At 73.6% G+C, this 19,089-nt stretch carries 10 protein-coding genes; 7 read left to right on the plus strand and 3 right to left on the minus strand.

What is annotated here, in order from left to right:
* Window positions 1–659 precede the first annotated feature (659 nt).
* Both ACFYYJ_RS38600 and ACFYYJ_RS38605 read right to left on the minus strand, forming a co-directional pair.
* Window positions 660–4,385, minus strand: coding sequence for an ATP-dependent helicase (locus ACFYYJ_RS38600; protein WP_389139250.1), 3,726 nt, complete (start codon window positions 4,383–4,385; stop codon window positions 660–662).
* 201 nt (window positions 4,386–4,586) lie between these two features.
* A complete protein-coding gene (locus ACFYYJ_RS38605) occupies window positions 4,587–4,955 on the minus strand; it encodes an MGMT family protein (protein WP_385134210.1) in 369 nt (122 codons plus the stop codon).
* A gap of 110 nt (window positions 4,956–5,065) precedes the next feature.
* Here ACFYYJ_RS38605 and ACFYYJ_RS38610 point away from each other — a divergent pair, with 110 nt between their 5' ends.
* Window positions 5,066–7,915, plus strand: a complete 2,850-nt coding sequence (locus ACFYYJ_RS38610) for a flippase-like domain-containing protein (protein ID WP_389139253.1) — start codon at window positions 5,066–5,068, stop codon at window positions 7,913–7,915.
* Window positions 7,916–8,526: 611 nt separating this feature from the next.
* Here the strand turns inward: ACFYYJ_RS38610 and ACFYYJ_RS38615 are convergent.
* Window positions 8,527–9,267, minus strand: coding sequence for a YwiC-like family protein (locus tag ACFYYJ_RS38615; protein ID WP_389139255.1), 741 nt, complete (start codon window positions 9,265–9,267; stop codon window positions 8,527–8,529).
* A gap of 190 nt (window positions 9,268–9,457) precedes the next feature.
* Here ACFYYJ_RS38615 and ACFYYJ_RS38620 point away from each other — a divergent pair, with 190 nt between their 5' ends.
* The 6 genes from ACFYYJ_RS38620 to hemG are packed head-to-tail and all read left to right on the plus strand — an operon-like array spanning window position 9,458 to window position 18,699.
* Window positions 9,458–13,105, plus strand: a complete 3,648-nt coding sequence (locus tag ACFYYJ_RS38620) for a nitrate reductase subunit alpha (protein ID WP_389139257.1) — start codon at window positions 9,458–9,460, stop codon at window positions 13,103–13,105.
* Window positions 13,106–13,109: 4 nt separating this feature from the next.
* A complete protein-coding gene (narH, locus tag ACFYYJ_RS38625) occupies window positions 13,110–14,654 on the plus strand; it encodes a nitrate reductase subunit beta (protein WP_389139259.1) in 1,545 nt (514 codons plus the stop codon).
* Window positions 14,651–15,361 (plus strand): nitrate reductase molybdenum cofactor assembly chaperone, encoded by a 711-nt coding sequence (gene narJ / locus ACFYYJ_RS38630; protein WP_389139261.1) that lies wholly within the window; start codon window positions 14,651–14,653, stop codon window positions 15,359–15,361. Before narH ends, narJ begins: the two co-directional genes overlap by 4 nt.
* On the plus strand, window positions 15,361–16,086 hold the full coding sequence (gene narI, locus ACFYYJ_RS38635; RefSeq protein ID WP_389139263.1) for a respiratory nitrate reductase subunit gamma: 726 nt from the start codon (window positions 15,361–15,363) through the stop codon (window positions 16,084–16,086). The genes narJ and narI overlap by 1 nt, the downstream gene beginning before the upstream one ends.
* A complete protein-coding gene (locus ACFYYJ_RS38640) occupies window positions 16,083–17,291 on the plus strand; it encodes a TIGR04053 family radical SAM/SPASM domain-containing protein (protein ID WP_389139265.1) in 1,209 nt (402 codons plus the stop codon). Before narI ends, ACFYYJ_RS38640 begins: the two co-directional genes overlap by 4 nt.
* Window positions 17,292–17,322: 31 nt before the next feature.
* Window positions 17,323–18,699 carry a protoporphyrinogen oxidase gene (gene hemG / locus ACFYYJ_RS38645; RefSeq protein WP_389139267.1) on the plus strand — a complete coding sequence of 459 codons (1,377 nt, stop codon included), beginning with the start codon at window positions 17,323–17,325 and terminating at the stop codon, window positions 18,697–18,699.
* The last annotated feature ends 390 nt before the right edge of the window (window positions 18,700–19,089 follow it).

The raw sequence follows: 19,089 nt of genomic DNA on the forward strand, positions 1-19,089 counted from the left end.
CTTCCCTCCCCCCGAGGATGGTGCGGTCGTCCGGCCGACCCTAGCTGCCGGGCCGGGCGAGCGGAATGCCGTTGTGGATCGTGAGCTCCGGCATATGCCGTTATCACGGGGGAAATTCGGCCTCACTGGATGACAAACGTCACGACGGGACCGTTGTCCGTCCCGTCTGGCGAGACGTATGGGGGCCGCGGTTGGTTGCCTCGTTCCCGACAATGCGGATGATTCGCCCCATATGGCCCTATGATGCGCGGCGGGTCGCCCCAGTAGAACGTCCAACGCCGGTGCTCAGCGGGGTCGGCCCCCTGTCGCCCTCGCGCCGTCGGGGTCGGGTGTGCGGTGGGGCGCCCCCGCAGGGCGTCGAACGCAACCACGTTCTGCATGTCCGCTGCCGCTCCCCGTTCGACGCCCGAGGAGGTGCCCCGCCGCGCGCCCGACCCCGACGGCCCACCCTGCGGCCCGCCCCCAGCCGGGGTCCCGCTGCGCGGAGCCGGTCCCCTACCCGCCCTTCCACCGTTCCCCGGGGCTCCGCCCCAGACCCCGCGCCTCAAACGCCGGCGAGGCTGGAAGGCGGCAGCGGCCAAATCCAGCCCCGCCGGCGATTGAGGCGCGGGCGCGGAGCGCCGTCGGGGTGACGGACGGCGCACGGACAGACGCCAGGGTTACTCGATCGTCTGGCGGCCCTCGGGGCGGGCGCTGCACGAGGCGCGGAAGGAGCAGTGGTCGCACTGTCGGCCGACAGCGGGTGCGAAGCGCTCCTCCAGGACCCGGCCCGCGGCAGTGGCGAGGAGGTCGCCGACCCACTCGCCGTCGAGCGGCTGCTGAGCCTGGATCTTCGGGTCGTCGGAGCCCTGGCGGAGCTGGACGAGTTCGGCGCCGCCGGGCACCGGGCGCAGCCCGTCGAAGACCTCGTCGACGGCACCCTCGCGGACCGCGAGCTGGTAGACGGCGAGCTGCGGGTGGCGCGCCACCTCGGCCTTGGTGGGCGAGGACTTGCCGGTCTTGAAGTCCACGACGTACGCGCGCCCCTGAGGGTCCGCCTCGACCCGGTCCATGGACCCTCGGATGCGGACGGCGTACTCGCCCGCGTCGAGGGTGACGTCGAACTCGTGCTCCGTGGCGACGGCCGCCCGGCCCCCGCGGTCGGTGGTGTGCCAGCGCAGGAAGCGTTCGAGGGCGGCGCGGGCGTTCTCCTTCTCCTGGCGGGACTTCCAGGGCGCGTCGAAGGCGAGGGCGTCCCACACCGAGTCGAGGCGTTCCATGAGGACGGCCAGGTCGGCGGGGGTGCGGCCGGAGGCGACCTCGTCGGCGAGGACGTGGACGACGTTGCCGAAGCCCTGGGCGGCGGTGGAGGGGGCGTCGGCCTTGACCTCGCGGCCGAGGAACCACTGGAGGGAGCAGGTGTTCGCGAGCTGGTCCAGGGCGCTGCCGGACAGGGCGACGGGCCGGTCCCGGTCGCGGAGGGGAACGGTGGAGGCGGTGGGCTCGTACAGGCCCCACCAGCGCTGCGGGTGCGCGGCGGGTACGAGGGGGCGGTCCTCGTCGTCCGTGAGCGCGGCGAGGCGGGCGAGGCGGCGGGCGGCCGCCTCGCGGAGTTCGGGCGAGGCCTCGGGGTCGACGGTGGTGGCGCGGAGCTCGGCGACGAGCGCGGGGACGGCGAGGGGGCGGCGGGGGCGGCCGGTGACGTCCTTGGGGGTGACTCCGAGTTCGCCCAGGAAACGGGAGGGCTGGTCGCCGTCCTCGGCGGGGGCCTTGACCGCGGTGACGACGAGGCGGTCGCGGGCGCGGGTGGCCGCCACGTAGAAGAGGCGGCGCTCCTCGGCGAGGAGCGCGCCGGGGGTGAGGGGCTCGGCGAGGCCGTCGCGCCCGATGCGGTCGGCCTCCAGGAGGGAGCCGCGGCGGCGCAGGTCGGGCCAGAGCCCGTCCTGCACGCCCGCGACGACGACGAGACCCCATTCGAGGCCCTTGGAACGGTGGGCCGTCATCAGCCGTACGGCGTCGGGGCGGACCGCGGTGCCGGTGAGGGTGTCGGCGGCGATGTCCTCGGCCTCGAGCTGTTCCAGGAAGTTGAGGGCGCCCCGGCCGCCGGTACGTTCCTCCGCGCGCGCGGCGGTGTCGAAGAGGGCGCAGACCGCGTCGAGGTCGCGGTCGGCGTTGCGGCCGGCGGTGCCGCCGCGGCGGGCTTGGCGCTCCAGGCGCTGCGGCCAGGGGGTGCCGTCCCAAAGGGTCCAGAGGGCCTCCTCGGCGGTGCCGCCGCCCTGGAGGAGCTCGCGGGCCTTGCGGAGGAGGAGGCCGAGGCGTTGGGCGCCGCGGGCGTAGGCGGGGTCGTGGGCGGTGAGTCGTTCGGGCTCGGCGAGGGCGCGGGCCAGCAGTACGTCGGAGGGCGGCGGCACCTTGACGCCTGCGGCGCGCTCCTCGTCGCGCAGGGCGCGGCCGAGGCGGCGCAGGTCCGCGGCGTCCATCCCCCCGAGGGGGGAGCCGAGCAGTTCGAGGGCGGCCTCGACGCCGATCCATCCGGCCGTGTCGCCTGCGGCGGGCTCGGCGTCTTCGGGGTCCGGCCCGTCGGCGGCGCGGGGGCCCGGGGAGTCTTCCCGCCCACCCACCCCGACGTTGCGGGCGGGCTCGCCCCCCTCGGCCGGGGCCGCGCCCGCGGCGGAGTCCGGCTCGGCCGGGTCGGGGAGGGTTTCCCGCCCGCCCGCCCCAAGGTTGCGAGCAGGCTCGCCCGCCTCGGGCGCCGGGGCGGCGGGGGCGGCCGAGCCTGCGGCCGGCGCGCCTGCGGCGCCCGGCACGGCGCTGCCCGTGGCCGTGGCCGTGGACGGCGGTGCGGCGAGGTCGGCCATGGCCGTGGCCATGGCCGTTCCCGGCACGGCCTGGTCGGCCGGTACGTCCGGATCGGCCGACGCAGCCAGGTCGGCCAGGGCCGCAGGATCGGCCAGGGCGGCCGGGTCAGCCGGTGCGGCGGGATCGGTTGGCGCAGCCAGGCCGGCCAGGGGAACCGGGGCAGCGGGGGCGGCGTCGGTGGGGCTCGCCGTGGGCGGCGTGGTGGCTGCGGTGCGGAGGGCGGTGAGGAGGGGGGACACCGCCGGTTCGTGGCGGAGGGGGGTGGCCGTGGCGTCGGTTTCGGCCGGGACGCCCGCCGTGATCAGGGCGCGCCGCATCGCCGGGAGGGTGCGCCCGCCCGAGCGGACCAGGACGGCCATGTCCTGCCACGGCACGCCGTCCTCCAGGTGGGCGCGGCGCAGGATGTCGGCGATGTTGTCGAGCTCCGCGCCGGCCGTGGGGTACGTGTACACCTCCACCGAGCCGCCCTCCCGGGTGGGGGCGAGCCCGCGGTGGGCTCGGACGGCCTCCGCCGGCAGGCGGGGCAGCGGCATGCGGGTGGTCAGGAGGCGGGTCGCCGCGAGGAGGTTCGCGCGGGAGCGGCGGCCGACCGTGAGGGCCCGTACCGCCGCGCCCGGGAAGGCGGACTCGAAGTCCAGGGTGTTGTTGATGTCGGCGCCGCGGAAGGCGTAGATCGACTGGTCGGGGTCGCCGAAGGCGGTCAGCGTCCCGCCGGGGCCGGTCAGCGCGCGCAGCAGCCGCAGCTGGGAGGCGTCCGTGTCCTGGTACTCGTCCACGAAGATCGCGTCGTAGGAGGAGGCCAGGGACGGGGTGCGCTCCGCGAGGAGGACGGCCCGGTGCAGGAGTTCGGCGTAGTCCAGCATGCCCTGGAGGTCCAGGACGTCCAGGTACTCGGAGAGGAAGGCCGCGGCCGCCTTCCAGTCCGGGCGGCCGATGCGGTCGGCGAAGGAGGAGAGGGCGGAGGGGCCCAGGCCCAGCTCGCGGGCGCGGGCCAGCACGGCGCGGACCTCGTCGGCGAAGCCGCGCGTGGTGAGGGCGGCCCGCAGGTCGTCGGGCCAGCGGATGGAGCGGGAGCGGCGCTGGCCCTCCAGGAGGGTGCGGACCATGACGTCCTGCTCCGCGCCGGACAGCAGCCGCAGCGGGTCCGCGAACAGGTCGACGTCCTGGTGGGCGCGGACCAGGCCGTAGCAGAAGGAGTGGAACGTGGTGGCCTGCGGCGCCCGCGCCCCGCCGAGGCGCAGGGCGGTGCGGTCGCGCAGTTCCACGGCGGCCTTGCGGCTGAAGGTCAGGATGAGGACGCGGGTCGGGTCCGTGCCGGCCTCCACGCGGGCGGTCACCGCTTCGACCAGCGTGGTCGTCTTGCCGGTGCCGGGTCCGGCCAGGACCAGCAGTGGTCCGCCGGTGTGCTCAACCACCGACCGCTGGGCTGCGTCCAGCACAGGGGGATCCACCCGTTCCGGCCCGGTGCGCACGAGGCGGTACGCGTCGGGGGTCCGCGTACGCCGCCGTTCGGTGCGGCGGTCGGCGTCGGAGGAAGGGGTGATCACGTGAGGTGCCGGTCCTGGTCGTCCTGGGTGGCGGGTGGGGTCTGGGGCGGGATACGGGGCGGGTTCTGCGGCGGTTCGCGGAGAAGCCGAAGAGGCAACGCTACGGCAACCGGCCGACGCCGCGCAGTCCCCCCGGGTACCCCGTACGGGCGTTCGCGCGTTCCCTCGACCGCCCGCTCAGGCCCCCCATGGCCGAAGCTGTCAGGTGTGAGCCTCGTCGCGCGTGCCGTCCCGGCCGGGGTCCCCGGGCTCCCCGTCCCAGCGTGCCCGGCGCATGTCCAGCCGTGCCTCGCCGCCGGCCGTCAGGCGCAGCGGCGTGGCCTCCGCCCGGTAGTGCTCCAGCGCGCGCAGTTCGTGTCCGGGCAGGGGGACGCCGTCCGCCCGCACCACGCGCCACCAGGGCACGGCTCCCCCGTACAGGGCCATGACGCGCCCGACCTGACGCGGTCCGCCCTCCCCGAGCCACTCGGCGACGTCCCCGTACGTCATCACCCGGCCGGGCGGAATCCGCTCGGCCACCTCCAGTACGTGCTCCGCGTACGCGGGCAGTTCCTCGCTCATCCGGCCCATGGTGCAGCACGCCGGCGGCCCCTCGACGGAAGCCTCGGTTCCATACCGGCGCGCACCCTGATGCCCCGCTCCCCGGTCGGTCCGTGCCACCATCTTCCGGGCGGTGACTGGTGATACGTGATCAAGAAGAGACGGATGTGACGACGAAGGAGCAGGGTGTGAGCCCTCCGAACGGCGCGGCGACGGACGGCGACGCGCGCCCGGGCGACGGCGACGGCGAGAGCCACGGCACCCACGACCGCGCTCGTCACGACGGCACCACCCCGCGCCCGGACTCCCCCGGAGACGGGCCCGCGCGGCACGGCGGCGGCCCCGAGGACGGGGCACCCGGGGACGGGCCACGCGAAGAGGGCGCCCCCGAGGACGGCCCGCACGGGCACGCTCCCACGGCCGCCGATCAGGTCGAGGTCGACGAACCGCTGCTCGCCGCCCGCGTGCACCGGCCGTCCGATCTGGTACGCCTCCTCGTCGGCATCCTCGGCATCGCCGTCGTGCTCGGCATCTCCGCCTTCGCCCACGGCACGACGGCCGGCCTGGAAGCCGACATCAACCAGGGGACCGGAGCCGCGCCCGACCTGTTGATCAAGGTCGCCGCGCTGGTCTCCAGCATCGCCGTGCTGCTGCTCCCCGTCGCCTTCGCCATCGAGCGGCTGATCAAACGCGACGGACTGCGCATCGCCGACGGCGTGCTCGCCGCCGTCCTCGCGCACGGGGTCACGCTCGCCACCGACCTGTGGGTGTCCCAGGCCGCCCCCGAGACCATCCAGGACGCCCTGACGATCCCCGCCGGCACCGCCGGGGACCTCACCGACCCGGTGCACGGCTACCTCGCGCCCGTGATCGCGTACATGACGGCCGTGGGGATGACCCGCAGACCGCGCTGGCGCGTGGCGCTGTGGGTGGTGCTGCTGCTCGACGCCTTCACGATGCTGGTCAGCGGTTACACCACCCCCTTCTCGATCATCCTCACCGTGCTCATCGGCTGGACCGTGGCGTACGGGACCCTGTACGCCGTCGGCTCCCCGAACGTCCGCCCCACCGGGCAGAACCTCCTCGCGGGCCTGCGCCGCGTCGGCTTCCAGCCGGTCAGCGCGATGCGCGCGGAGCAGCAGACCGAGGGAGGACCTGAGGCCTCCGAGACCGGCGACCGGGGCCGTCGCTACCACGTCACCCTGGAGGACGGCCCGCCGCTCGACGTCACCGTGGTCGACCGCGAACAGCAGGCCCAGGGCTTCTTCTACCGGGTCTGGCGCCGGCTCACCCTGCGCGGCATCACCACCCGGCGCAGCCTCCAGTCGCTGCGCCAGGCACTGGAGCAGGAGGCCCTCCTCGCCTACGCGGCCATCGCGGCCGGGGCCAACGCGCCCAAGCTGATCGCCACCTCCGAGCTCGGCCCGGACGCCGTGATGCTCGTGTACGAGCACCTCGACGGCCGGACCCTGGACTCGCTCCCCGACGAGGAGATCACGGACGAGCTGACGCACAACACGTGGAAGCAGGTACGGGCCCTGCAGTCGCGGCGGATCGCGCACCGGCGGCTCACCGGGGACGCGTTGGTGGTGGATCGTTCCGGCAACGTCGTCCTCACCGACCTGCGCGGCGGCGAGATCGCGGCCGGTGATCTGGTCCTGCGGATGGACGTCGCGCAACTGCTGACCACCCTCGGCCTGCGGGTCGGCGCGGAGCGCTCGGTGGCCTCGGCGGTGTCGGTGCTCGGCCCCGACACGGTGGCGGACTGCCTGCCGCTGCTGCAGCCGATCGCGCTGAGCCGGTCCACCCGGGCGACGCTGCGCAGGCTGGCCCGGGAGCGGGCGGACCGGGAGCGGGAGGCCGTACTGGAGTCCTCGCGGGCGGCGAAGGCGGCGCGCGAGGCGGCCGGATCGGACACGAACCCGGTCGCCGACCGCAAGGCCGAGAAGAAGGCGCTGGACGACGCGCTGGACGGGGCCCGGGAGGAGGACCTGCTGAGCCAGATCCGGCGGCAGGTCCTGCTGATCCGCCCGCAGGCCCCGGTGGAGCCGGCCCGGCTGGAGCGGATCCGGCCGCGCACGCTGGTTTCGTTCATCGCGGGCGCGTTCGGCGCGTACTTCCTGCTGACGCAGCTCGCGCACGTGGACTTCGGGACCGTCGTCGGCAAGGCGCAGTGGGGCTGGGTCGGGGCGGCGCTCGCCTTCTCGGCTCTGAGCTACTTCGCGGCGGCGATGAGCCTGCTGGGCTTCGTGCCGGAGCGGGTGTCGTTCCTGCGGACGGTGGTCGCGCAGGTGGCCGGTTCCTTCGTGAAGCTGGTCGCGCCGGCTGCGGTGGGCGGTGTCGCCCTGAACACGCGCTTCTTGCAGCGCGCGGGGGTCCGGCCGGGGCTGGCGGTCGCGAGCGTGGGCGCCTCGCAGCTCTTCGGACTGGCCAGCCACATCCTGCTGCTGCTGTCCTTCGGCTATCTGACGGGGACCGAGAAGACCCCCGAGATGACCCCGTCGAGGACGGTCATCGCCGGTCTGCTGACGGTGGCGGTGCTGGTGCTGGTGGTGACGGCGGTCCCGTTCATGCGGAAGTTCGTCGTGACGCGGGTACGGGCGCTGTTCGCGGGCGTGGTGCCGCGCATGCTGGACGTGCTCCAGCGGCCGCAGAAGCTGATGACGGGCATCGGCGGGATGCTGCTGCTGACCGGCTGCTTCGTGATGTGCCTGGACGCGTCGATCCGGGCGTTCGGGGGCGGCGAGACAATCAGCCTCGCGAGCATCGCGGTGGTCTTCCTCGCGGGCAACGCGCTGGGCTCGGCGGCGCCGACGCCGGGTGGCATCGGCGCGGTGGAAACGACGCTGACGCTGGGGCTGATCGCGGCGGGGCTGGAGAAGGAGGTCGCGATCTCGGCGGTGCTGTTGTTCCGGCTGATGACGTTCTGGTTGCCGGTGCTGCCGGGGTGGGTGTCGTTCAACTTCTTGACCCGCAAGGAAGCCATCTAGCCTCCGGCTCGGTGGGCGGTCCGGGGGGGCCTGGTTCCCCCGGCGCTGCGCGCCCGTCCGCCTCGTCCGTGCTCCGCCCGTCACCCCGACGGCGCTCCGCGCCCGCGCCTCAAACGCCGGCGGGGCTGGATTCGGCTGCTGCCGCCCGCCGGGCGCGGCTGGTTCGCCCGAAGGGCACCTTCAACCGCCGCCGGGTTCTTTTCAGCCCCGCCGGCGGGCAATCTCAGCCTCGCCGGCGTTTGAGGCACGGGGTCTGGGGCGGAGCCCCAGGGGCTTTCCAGCCCCGCCGGCGTTTGAGGCGCGGGTCCGGGCAGAGCCCGGGGAACGGTGGAAGGGCGGGTAGGGGACAGGCCCCGCGCAGCGGCACCCCGGCCCGGGCCGCGCCTAAGGGCCGTCGGGGCCGGGCCCGCGCCGGGGCACCTCCTCGGGCGTCGAACATGGTGCGGCACCGGCAAGACGAGCGGGGTGCGTTCGACGCCCTGCGGGGGCACCCCGCCGCACACCCGACCCCGACAGCACGGGGGTGCCAAGTGGGGGCCGCCCCGCCGGGCACCAGGGTTCGACGGCCTGCGGGGGCCCGCCTGGCACGCGGCCGTGTGGGAGCGAGGACGTCAGAGGGACAGGGGCAGCGTCACCAGGAGGGCCGTGGAGCAGGCCAGTTCGAGTGCGCCCACCGCCGGGGGGCGCAGGGCTCGGCCCGGCAGGGTGAGGGCGCGGGTGAGGTAGGCCGCGAAGGGGATCGCCAGCCAGGGCGAGAGCAGCGCGGCCACCGCCAGGGCCGCCGCGTGGTAGGCCGCCGAACCGGCCCGGTACGCCCGCGAGTTCCGTTCCCGGATCATCGTCTTCACGTACGGCACCGTCCCCGCGAAGTAGAGCAGGCACGCCACCCCGCCCGGCCAGGACCCGGCCGGGCCGAGGCCTCCCAGGTGGGCCGCCACCAGCAGCATCCCGCATGCTGGGACCACCGCCGCCAGGCCGTTGCGCAGGGCCCGTTCCCGGCCGCGCCACGCGAAGTACGTGTTGACCGCCACGAAGGGCGCGGCGAGCAGGGCCGCCGGCACCAGCCACGGGTGGAGGACCGCCAACGGCACGCCGGCCACCGCGAACGCCGCCCCGAACACGACCGCGGGAAGGGCGTGCCGGGCGGCCGAGCGCAGGCCGCGCGCGTGCAGCCGCAGCCACTGCCGGCCGTGGAAGACCGCTACGTAACCGAGCAGCCACGCCGCGAACAGCAGCGCGTGCGCCCACCCCGGCCGGGGGGCGAGCAGCGTGCCCGCGAGGAAGGGCACCGTCAGCATCGCCCAGGCACCGTGCTCGTCCGGGAGCCATGTACGTCTCGTTTTTGTCGCCACCGGTAATCGGAATTTCCCCGCGTGATTTTGCTCCGCCGTGGCGGAGTTGGACTTCTCCAGGCTGGCATCCGCCCGGCCCGTGAAATACCGGAAAGAGGTCACGCCCGCCCGGGACCTTCGTCACCGGATTCTGCTTTTCCGCAGGCGTAGCGTCGATGACGCACCGTTCTTCTCGGCCTGGAGGGTCGCCTTGCAAAAGCGTCACGCCGCGGATCCGCTCGTCAGGGCGGGGAGTTTCTTCACTCGTGCCGAGGTCTCCGGCGACCTGCGTACCGTCCATCGGACGGGCGGCCGTGCGGCCGAGGCCTTCTACCGGGACCGGTGGAGCCACGACAAGGTCGTGTACTCGACCCACGGCGTGAACTGCACCGGTTCGTGCCGCTGGAAGGTGTACGTCAAGGACGGGATCATCACCTGGGAGACCCAGGCCACCGACTACCCGTCCGTGGGCCCGGACCGGCCCGAGTACGAGCCCCGCGGCTGTCCTCGTGGGGCTTCGTTCTCCTGGTACTCGTATTCGCCGACCCGGGTGCGCCACCCCCATGTGCGGGGCGTGCTGCTGGAGATGTACCGGGAGGCGAAGGCGCGCCTCGGCGATCCGGTGCTGGCGTGGGCCGACGTCCAAGGCGACCCCGAGCGGCGCCGCGCCTACCAGTGGGCCCGCGGCAAGGGTGGTCTGGTGCGGGCGACCTGGGAGGAGGCGACCGAGATCGTCGCCGCCGCTCACGTGCACACCATCAAGGAGCACGGCCCGGACCGGGTCGCCGGCTTCTCGCCGATCCCCGCGATGTCGATGGCCTCGCACGCGGCGGGTGCCCGTTTCCACTCCCTCATCGGCGCGCCGATGCTCAGCTTCTACGACTGGTACGCGGACCTGCCCGTGGCCTCTCCGCAGGTGTTCGGGGACCAGACCGACGTGCCGGAGTCCGGTGACTGGTGGGACGCCGCGTACCTGATGATGTGGGGCTCGAACGTCCCCGTCACGCGGACGCCCGACGCGCACTGGATGGCGGAGGCGCGTTATCGCGGACAGAAGGTCGTGACCGTCTCCCCCGATTTCGCGGACAACACGAAGTTCGCCGACGAATGGATGCATCCGCACCCCGGTACGGACGGTGCGCTGGCCCTGGCGATGGGGCACGTCATCCTGAAGGAATTCTTCGTGGAGAAGGAGACGCCGTTCTTCGTCGACTACGTGCGGAAGTACACCGATCTTCCTTTTCTCGTTTCGCTCAAGGAGACGGAACAGGGTCTGGTGCCGGGCAAGTTCGTGACCGCCGCCGATCTGGGGCGGGAGACGCAGAACGCGGAGTGGAAGACCGTCCTCGTCGACGACGTGACCGGTGAGCCGGTCGTCCCGAACGGCACGCTCGGGCACCGCTGGGGGAAGAACGAGACCCCGGAGTGGAATCTGGACCTCGGCGAGACCGTCCCCCGGCTGACGCTCCTCGGGGAGAACGGCACCGCGGAGATCACGCTGCCCCGCTTCGAGGACGACGAGCGCGGCGGTACGGTCCGCCGCGGGGTCCCCGTGCGCCGCCTCGGCGGGCGGCTCGTGACCACCGTCTTCGACCTGATGCTCGCCCAGTACGGGGTCGAGCGCCCGGGTCTGCCCGGCGAGTGGCCGGCCGGCTACGAGGACGCCTCGCAGCCCGGCACGCCCGGCTGGCAGGAGTCGCTGACCTCGGTCCCGGCCGCGCAGGCGGCGCGCGTGGCGCGGGAGTTCGCGCGGACCGCCGAGGAGTCGCGGGGCCGCTGCATGATCCTGATGGGCGCGGGCACGAACCACTGGTTCCACTCCGAGACCATCTACCGCTCCTTCCTCGCCCTGCTCACCCTCACCGGCTGCCAGGGCCGCAACGGCGGCGGCTGGGGCCATTACGTCGGCCAGGAGAAGTGCCGCCCGGTGACCGGCTGGGCCACCCTGGCCGCCGCCTCCGACTGGTCCCGCCCGCCGCGCCAGATGATCGGCGCGGCCTGGTTCTACCTCCACACCGACCAGTGGCGTTACGACACCCTGCCCGCCGAGGCCCTGGCCTCGCCGCTGGCCACGGGCGCGTTCGACGGCATGACGGGCTCCGACTGCCTGGCGGCGAGCGCCCGGATGGGCTGGATGCCCTCGTACCCGACCTTCGACCGCAACCCGCTGGAGTTGGGCGATGCCGAGGATCCGGTCGGGGAAACGATTCGCCAGCTGAAGGACGGCACGCTCGGTTTCGCCGGCGAGGATCCGGACGCGCCGCACAACTGGCCGCGCGTGCTCAACGTATGGCGGGCGAACCTCCTCGGCTCCAGTTCCAAGGGCAACGAGTACTTCCTCAAGCACCTCCTCGGCACGCACTCCAACCTCCCCGAGCACGGGCCGCGCTGCGCCCCGAGGGACGTCACCTACCGGGAGGAGGACGTGGAGGGGAAGCTCGACCTGTTGATGAGCATGGACTTCCGGATGACGTCCACGACGCTGCTGTCGGACGTGGTCCTCCCGGCGGCCACCTGGTACGAGAAGCACGACCTGTCCTCGACGGACATGCACCCCTTCCTGCACGCCTTCACCCCGGCCGTGGACCCGCCCTGGCAGGCCCGCTCCGACTACGACGCCTTCCGCGGCCTCGCCGAGCGTTTCGGCGAGCTCGCCGGGACCCATCTGGGCGTGCGCAAGGACCTGGTGGCGACCGCCCTCCAGCACGACACCCCGGGCGGTGAGATGGCCCAGCCGGGCGGGGTCGCGCTCGACTGGTCGAAGGGCGAGTGCGAGCCCGTGCCCGGCCGGACGATGTACGACCTCGCGGTGGTGACCCGGGACTACGGGGCGGTCGGCGAGAAGTTCGTCGCGCTCGGCCCGCTCGTGGACGGGCTCGGCGTGACGACGAAAGCCGTCACCTTCGACGTGGCGGAGGAGGTCGCGTACCTCGGCGAGAAGAACGGGCGGGTCAGGGGCGGGATCGCCGACGGCCGCCCCCGTCTGGACACCGCGCAGCGGGCCTGCGAGGCGATCCTGGCCCTCTCCGGCACGTCGAACGGCCGCCTCGCCACCCAGGGCTTCGAGACCCTGGAGAAGCAGGTCGGCACGCCCATGGCCCATCTGGCCGCCGAGGCCGAGGGCAAGCGGATCACCTTCGCCGACACCCAGGCCCGCCCGGTCCCGGTGATCACCTCGCCGGAGTGGTCGGGCTCGGAGTCCGGCGGGCGCCGCTACACCGCCTTCACCGTCAACACCGAGCACCTCAAGCCCTGGCACACCCTCACCGGCCGCCAGCACTTCTTCATCGACCACGACTGGCTGCACGAGGTCGGGGAGTCGTTGCCCGTCTACAAGCCGCCGCTGAACATGCACGCCCTGTACGGGGAACCCGAGCTGGGCGTCGTCGACGAGAAGACCAAGTCGGTGGCGGTGCGCTACCTGACCCCGCACAACAAGTGGGCGATCCACAGCCAGTACCAGGACAACCTCTACATGATGACCCTCGGCCGGGGCGGTCAGACGGTGTGGATGTCCCCGCAGGACGCGGAGGCGATCGGGGTCGCCGACAACGACTGGATCGAGGCGGTCAACCGCAACGGCGTGGTCACCGCCCGGGCGATCGTCTCCCACAAGATGCCGCCCGGCACGGTCTACATGAACCACGCCCAGGAGCGGACGGTGGGCGTCCCCAGGACGGAGAAGACGGGCCGCCGCGGCGGCATCCACAACTCCCTGACCCGGGTGATGCTCAAGCCCACCCACCTCATCGGCGGCTACGCCCAGCTGACCTGGGCCTTCAACTACCTCGGCCCGACCGGCAACCAGCGCGACGAGGTGACGGTCATCCGCCGCCGCGACCAGAAGGTGGAGTACTAGTCCCATGCCCCCTCGCGAAGCGAAAGTCGGACGGGTGATGGCACAGGTCGCGATGGTCATGAACCTCGACAAGTGCATCGGCTGTCACACCTGTTCGGTCACCTGCAAGCAGGCGTGGACCAACCGGCAGGGCACCGAGTACGTCTGGTTCAACAACGTCGAAACCCTCCCCGGCCAGGGCTATCCGCGCCGCTGGGAGGACCAGGAGAAGTGGCGGGGCGGCTGGGAGCGCACCCGCTCGGGGAGGCTGCGCCTGAGGGCCGGCGGCCGGCTGAAGAAGCTCGGCGGCCTCTTCGCCAACCCCCACCTGCCGGAGATCGACGACTACTACCAGCCCTGGACGTACGAGTACAAGAACCTGACCGAGGCCCCGGCGGGCGACGACCTCCCCACCGCCCGCCCGGTCTCGCAGATCACCGGGGAGCCCATCGACAGGATCGAGTGGGGTCCGAACTGGGACGACAACCTCGGCGGCGCCCCCGCCCACGCGCCGAAGGACCCGATCGTGGAGAAGATCCGCGACGAGGTCGGCGAGAAGATCCGCTTCGAGTTCGAGCAGAGCTTCATGTTCTACCTCCCCCGGGTCTGCGAGCACTGTCTGAACCCGGCCTGCGTCTCCTCCTGCCCCTCGGGCGCGATGTACAAGCGCGAGGAGGACGGCATCGTCCTCGTCGACCAGGACCAGTGCCGCGGCTGGCGCATGTGCGTGACCGGATGCCCGTACAAGAAGGTGTACTACAACCACCACACCGGCAAGGCCGAGAAGTGCACCTTCTGCTTCCCGCGCATCGAGGTCGGCATGCCGACCGTCTGCTCGGAGACCTGCGTCGGCCGGATGCGCTACCTCGGCGTGATGCTCTACGACGCCGACAAGGTCGCCGAGGCCGCCGCGGTCGAGGACGAGCAGGACCTCTACCCCGCCCAGCTGGAGTGCTTCCTCGACCCGGACGACCCGGCCGTGATCGCCGCCGCGCGGCGCTCCGGCATCACCCGGGAGTGGATCGAGGCGGCGCGGAACTCCCCCGTGTACGACCTGATCGCCGGCTACCAGGTAGCCCTCCCCCTGCACCCGGAGTACCGGACCATGCCGATGGTCTGGTACGTGCCCCCGCTCTCCCCCGTCGTCGAGGCGGTCGCCGCCACCGGCGGCGACGGCGAGGACGCGGCCAACCTGTTCGGGGCGATCGACGCCCTGCGCATCCCCGTCGAGTACCTCGCGGCGCTCCTCACGGCGGGCGACACGTACGCCGTGGAGGCGGTGCTGCGCCGGATGGCGGCGATGCGCGCGTACATGCGGCGGATCAACCTCGGCGAGGAGAAGGACGAGTCGATCGCCACGGCGGTCGGGCTCACCGGCGTCGAGATGGAGGACATGTTCCGCCTGCTCGCGATCGCCAAGCAGGAGGACCGCTTCGTCATCCCGACGTCGGCCCGCGCCGACGCGGACGCGCTCGCCGAGTCCCACCCGTTGGACGACGGCTGCCCCGTGGGCGCGGTGGGCGAGCCGCGCGTGATGCTCAACCTCAGCCCGACAAGGAGGAGTTCGTGACCACCGGCTCCCGTTCCCCCGATGCGCTGGTACGACTCGTCGCGTGCTGCGCGCTGCAATACCCCGGCGACCACTTCCACGACGAACTCCCGCGGCTGCGCGCGGCCCTCGCCGGGGCGCCCGCCGAACCGGCCGCGCTGCTCGGCGCCTTCCTGGACCACGCCGAGTCGCTCTCCCCGATCGAGCTGTGCGCCGAGTACACCGGCACCTTCGACACCCGCAACCGGCGCTGTCTGTACCTGACGTGGTGGGTGGACGGGGACACCCGGCGCCGCGGGCTGTCGCTGGTCCGGTTGAAGCGGATCTACCGGGACTTCGGGCTGGAGTTCGCCGGTGAGGAGCTGCCCGACTTCCTGCCGGTGGCGCTGGAGTTCGCCGCGCTGCGCGAGGAGGCGGGCACCGAGCTGCTCCAGGAGCACCGGGCCGGTCTGGAGCTGTTGCGGCTCGCGCTCGCCGAGTCCGCCTCCCCGTACGCCAGGGTGCTGGAGGCGGTCTGCTCGACGCTGCCCGGCCCGTCCCCCGAGACCAGGGCCGAGGCGAAGGCGCTCGCGCGGAGCGGGCCGCCGCAGGAGCTGGTGGGCGCGGGATCGCCGCCGGCGCCGTTCGGCCCCGGCATCGACATCGGCACCGCCGTCGGCACCACCATCGGCGCCGATCGACCGGCCGACCTCCCCTGGCCCACCTTCGCGGAAAGGCGGACGGCCTGATGGACCTCCTCCTGTGGGGCGTGCTCCCCTACCTCTCGGTCGCGCTGCTGATCGCGGGCACGGTCTGGCGGGCCCGGTACGACAAGTTCGGCTGGACCACGCGTTCGACGCAGCTGCACGAGTCGCGGCTGCTGCGCATCGGCTCGCCGCTGTTCCACTTCGGCATGCTGTTCGTGGTCCTGGGCCATGTGGTGGGTCTGCTGGTCCCGATGAGCTGGACCGACGCGGTCGGCCTGAGCGACCACGCCTACCACCTGCTGGCCGTCTCCACGGGCGCGGTGGCGGGGATCGCGGCCGCGGCCGGGATCGGCGTCCTCGTGTACCGGCGCTTCAAGGTCCCCGCGGTCCGCCGGGCGACGCTGAGGAGCGACCACCTGATGTACGCCTTCCTGCTCGGCGCGATCGTCCTCGGCCTGACGGCGACGATCCTGAACTCCACCGGGCAGACGGACGGCTACAACTACCGCGAGGGCGTCTCGGTCTGGTTCCGCAGCCTGTTCACCCTCTCCCCCGACCACCACCTGATGGCCGGCGCCCCGCTCGCCTTCAAGCTGCACGTCCTGTTCGGGCTCACGCTGTTCGCGCTGATCCCGTACTCGCGGCTGGTGCACATGTTCTCGGCGCCGCTGAAGTACCTGTTCCGGCCGTACGTGGTCTACCGGCGGCGGGATCCGGAGCAGCTCGCCAACCGGGCGCCGAAGCGTGGCTGGGAGCGGGTTTCGTGAAGCCCACCACCGTCGTGCGGCGGCCCCGGCACTCCGTCGCCGAGCGCCCGTTCATCGTCATCTGGGAGGCCACCCGGGCCTGCCCGCTGGCCTGTCTGCACTGCCGGGCCGAGGCGCAGACCACCCGCCACCCCGGGGAGTTGGACGGGCCCGAGGCCCGCCGCGTCATGGACCGGGTCGCCGAGTTCGGCAGGCCGAGCCCCCTCTTCGTGATCACCGGAGGGGACCCCTTCCAGCGGGCCGACCTCACCGACCTGATCGCGTACGGCACCTCGCTGGGCCTGCGCGTCGCCGTCTCCCCCTCCGGTACGCCGACCCTCACCCGGGCCAACCTCACCGCGGTCCGCGACGCGGGCGCGGTCGCGGTGTCGCTCTCCCTGGACGGGTCGACGGCGGAGTGGCACGACGCCTTCCGGGGCGTGCCGGGGGTGTACGACCGGACCTTGGAGGGCTGGCGGGCGGCGCGCGAACTGGGCCTGAAGGTGCAGGTCAACACCACGATCACGCGCGAGAGCCTGGAGGACCTGGCCGACGTCGCGGCGCTGGTGAAACGCGAGGGCGCGATGCTGTGGTCGGGCTTCGTCCTGGTCCCCACGGGGCGCGGGGAGCAGCTCGGCCGGCTCGCCCCGGCCGAGATCGAGGACGCTCTGCACTTCCTCTACGACTGCGGTTCGGTCATGGCCACCAAGACCACCGAGGGCCACCACTTCCGGCGGATCGCGCTCCAGCGCACGGTGCTCGCCGCGCGCGGGGAACGCCCGGAGCTCGGCCCGCTCCACGCGCGGCTGACCGCCCGCGCGGCGGAGCTGGGGCTCTTCGACGGGGAGCGTCGGCCGGTGCGGCGGCCGCCGATGGACGTCTCCTCGGGGCGCGGCTTCGTCTTCGTCTCGCACACGGGCGAGGTGCACCCGTCGGGCTTCCTCCCGGTGTCGGCGGGCAACGTCAAGGACCGCCCGCTGACGGAGATCTACCGCGAGTCGGAGCTGTTCGAGCGGCTGCGGGACCCTTCGTCGCTGCGCGGGAAGTGCGGGGCGTGCGAGTTCAAGGCGGTGTGCGGCGGCTCGCGCTCCCGGGCGTACGGCTTCACGCGCGACGTGCTGGAGGCGGACCCGTACTGCGCGTACGAACCGGGCAGCTTCCCGTTCCAGGAGGACGTCCGAACCCTGGCCGAAAGCACGATGTGTAGGCCCCCGGCCGTGCCATAGATTCCCAAAGGGAACATATCGGGAGAAGACAATGCGTTCAGTGATCGTCATCGGCGGTGGGATCAGCGGTCTGGCCGCCGCGTGGCAGTTGCGCGGCCGGGCCGACGTGACCGTACTGGAGAGCCACGCCAAGGTCGGCGGCAAGCTCCGTACCGGCACCGTCGCCGGGATCACCGTCGACGAGGGCGCGGAATCCCTGATGGCCCTGCGGCCGGAGGCCGTGGAACTGGCTGCGGCGGTGGGGCTCGGCGAGGCCCTGTGCGACCCGTCGAAGGCGCCGACCGTCATCTGGACGAACGGCGCGCTGCGGCCGCTCCCGGCGGGGCACGTCATGGGCGTCCCCACCGACCCGTCGACCCTGGCCGCCACCGGTCTGCTCTCGCCGGAGGGCGTCGCCCGCGTCGCGGCCGAGGAGAGCCTGCCCGCCGCTCCCCTCGCCGGGGACTGCTCGGTGACGGAGTACCTGGCGGGCCGCTTCGGCCGGGAGGCAGTGGACCGACTCGTCGAACCCCTCCTCGGCGGGGTCTACGCCGGGCGCGCCGAACGGCTGTCGCTGCGCGCGGCCATGCCGAGGATCGCGGCGCTCGCGGAACGAGGCGGGCCGCTGCTGCCCGCGCTGCGCCGGATGAGGGCGGCGGGCGCGCCGCGGTCGGCCCCGGTGGCCGTGCAGGGCGTGGCCGGCGGCACCGGCCGGTTCCCGCAGGCGGTGGCGGAGGCCTGCGGGGCGCGGATCCTGACGGGGACGACGGCGCGCGCACTCCAGCGGGCGGCGGGCGACCGGTGGCGGGTGGAAGCCATGACGGACGACGGCCCGTTGACGATGGAAGCGGACGCGGTCGTCCTGGCCCTCCCCGCCTTCGCGGCGGCGGAGCTGTTGCGCCCGCACTCGCCGCTCGCGGAGGCCGAGCTGTCGGCGATCCCCCACGCCTCGACGGCCGTGATCACGATGGCGTTCTCCCGTACCCGGGCGCACTTCCTCCCGGAGGGCAACGGCTTCCTGGTCCCGCCGGTGGACGGGCACACCCTGAAGGCGGCGTCCTTCCTCTCCAACAAGTGGCCGTGGCTGGCCGCGGCGGCCCCGGACACGTTCGTCCTGCGCGCCTCCATCGGCCGGATCGGCGAGGACGACGTCCTGGCCCGCCCGGACCGCCACCTGATCCGCTCCGCGATCACCGAGCTCCACCACGCGGTGGGCCCGATGGGCGAGCCCCTCGCGGCCCGCGTGACCCGCTGGGACCGCGGCCTCCCCCAGTACACGGTCGGCCACGGGGCCCGCGTGTCCCGCATCCGCGAGGCGGCCTCGAAACTCCCGGGCCTGGCCCTGTGCGGCGCGGCGTACGAGGGCGTGGGCGTGGCGGCCTGCGTAGCCACGGCCCGAGCGGCCGCCACCTCCGTCCTGACGGCCTGACCCCGCCCTCTTCCTCGGCCTTGGCCCTCGCCCTTGGCCCTCGCCCTGGCCTTGGCCCTGGCCCTTGGCCTTGGCCTTGGCAGCAAGCCGGCCATTGCCGGGGCATCTCAGCCCCTCCGGCGTTTGAGGAGCGGGTCCGGGCAGAGCCCGGTGCCCGGCGGAGCCGGGTTCGGGGGGGGGGGGGCGCCCCCCCCCCCCCCCCCACCCCCCCCCCCGGGGGGGGGGCGGCCCCCCCCCCCCCCCCCAAACCCCCAACCCCCCCCCCCCCGCGGCGGCCCCCGCCGGGGGGGGGGGGGCCGCCCCCCCCGCGCGGCGCCGCAGCCGGAGTCAGGCCTTGCCTCGGAGGGTGGCCGACAGCCGCGCCGCCGCGGCCGCGAGGTCGGCCCGGGC

It is taken from the genome of Streptomyces sp. NPDC002467, assembly GCF_042889825.1.
In the GTDB taxonomy this organism is placed as follows: domain Bacteria; phylum Actinomycetota; class Actinomycetes; order Streptomycetales; family Streptomycetaceae; genus Streptomyces.

Excerpts from the sequence above, each read along its gene's own strand:
- ACFYYJ_RS38605 (WP_385134210.1), bottom strand. The coding sequence starts at position 4,955 with ATGGGCCGGATGAGCGAGGAACTGCCCGCGTACGCGGAGCACGTACTG.
- narH (WP_389139259.1), top strand. The coding sequence starts at position 13,110 with ATGCCCCCTCGCGAAGCGAAAGTCGGACGGGTGATGGCACAGGTCGCG.
- narI (WP_389139263.1), top strand. The coding sequence starts at position 15,361 with ATGGACCTCCTCCTGTGGGGCGTGCTCCCCTACCTCTCGGTCGCGCTG.
- hemG (WP_389139267.1), top strand. The coding sequence starts at position 17,323 with ATGCGTTCAGTGATCGTCATCGGCGGTGGGATCAGCGGTCTGGCCGCC.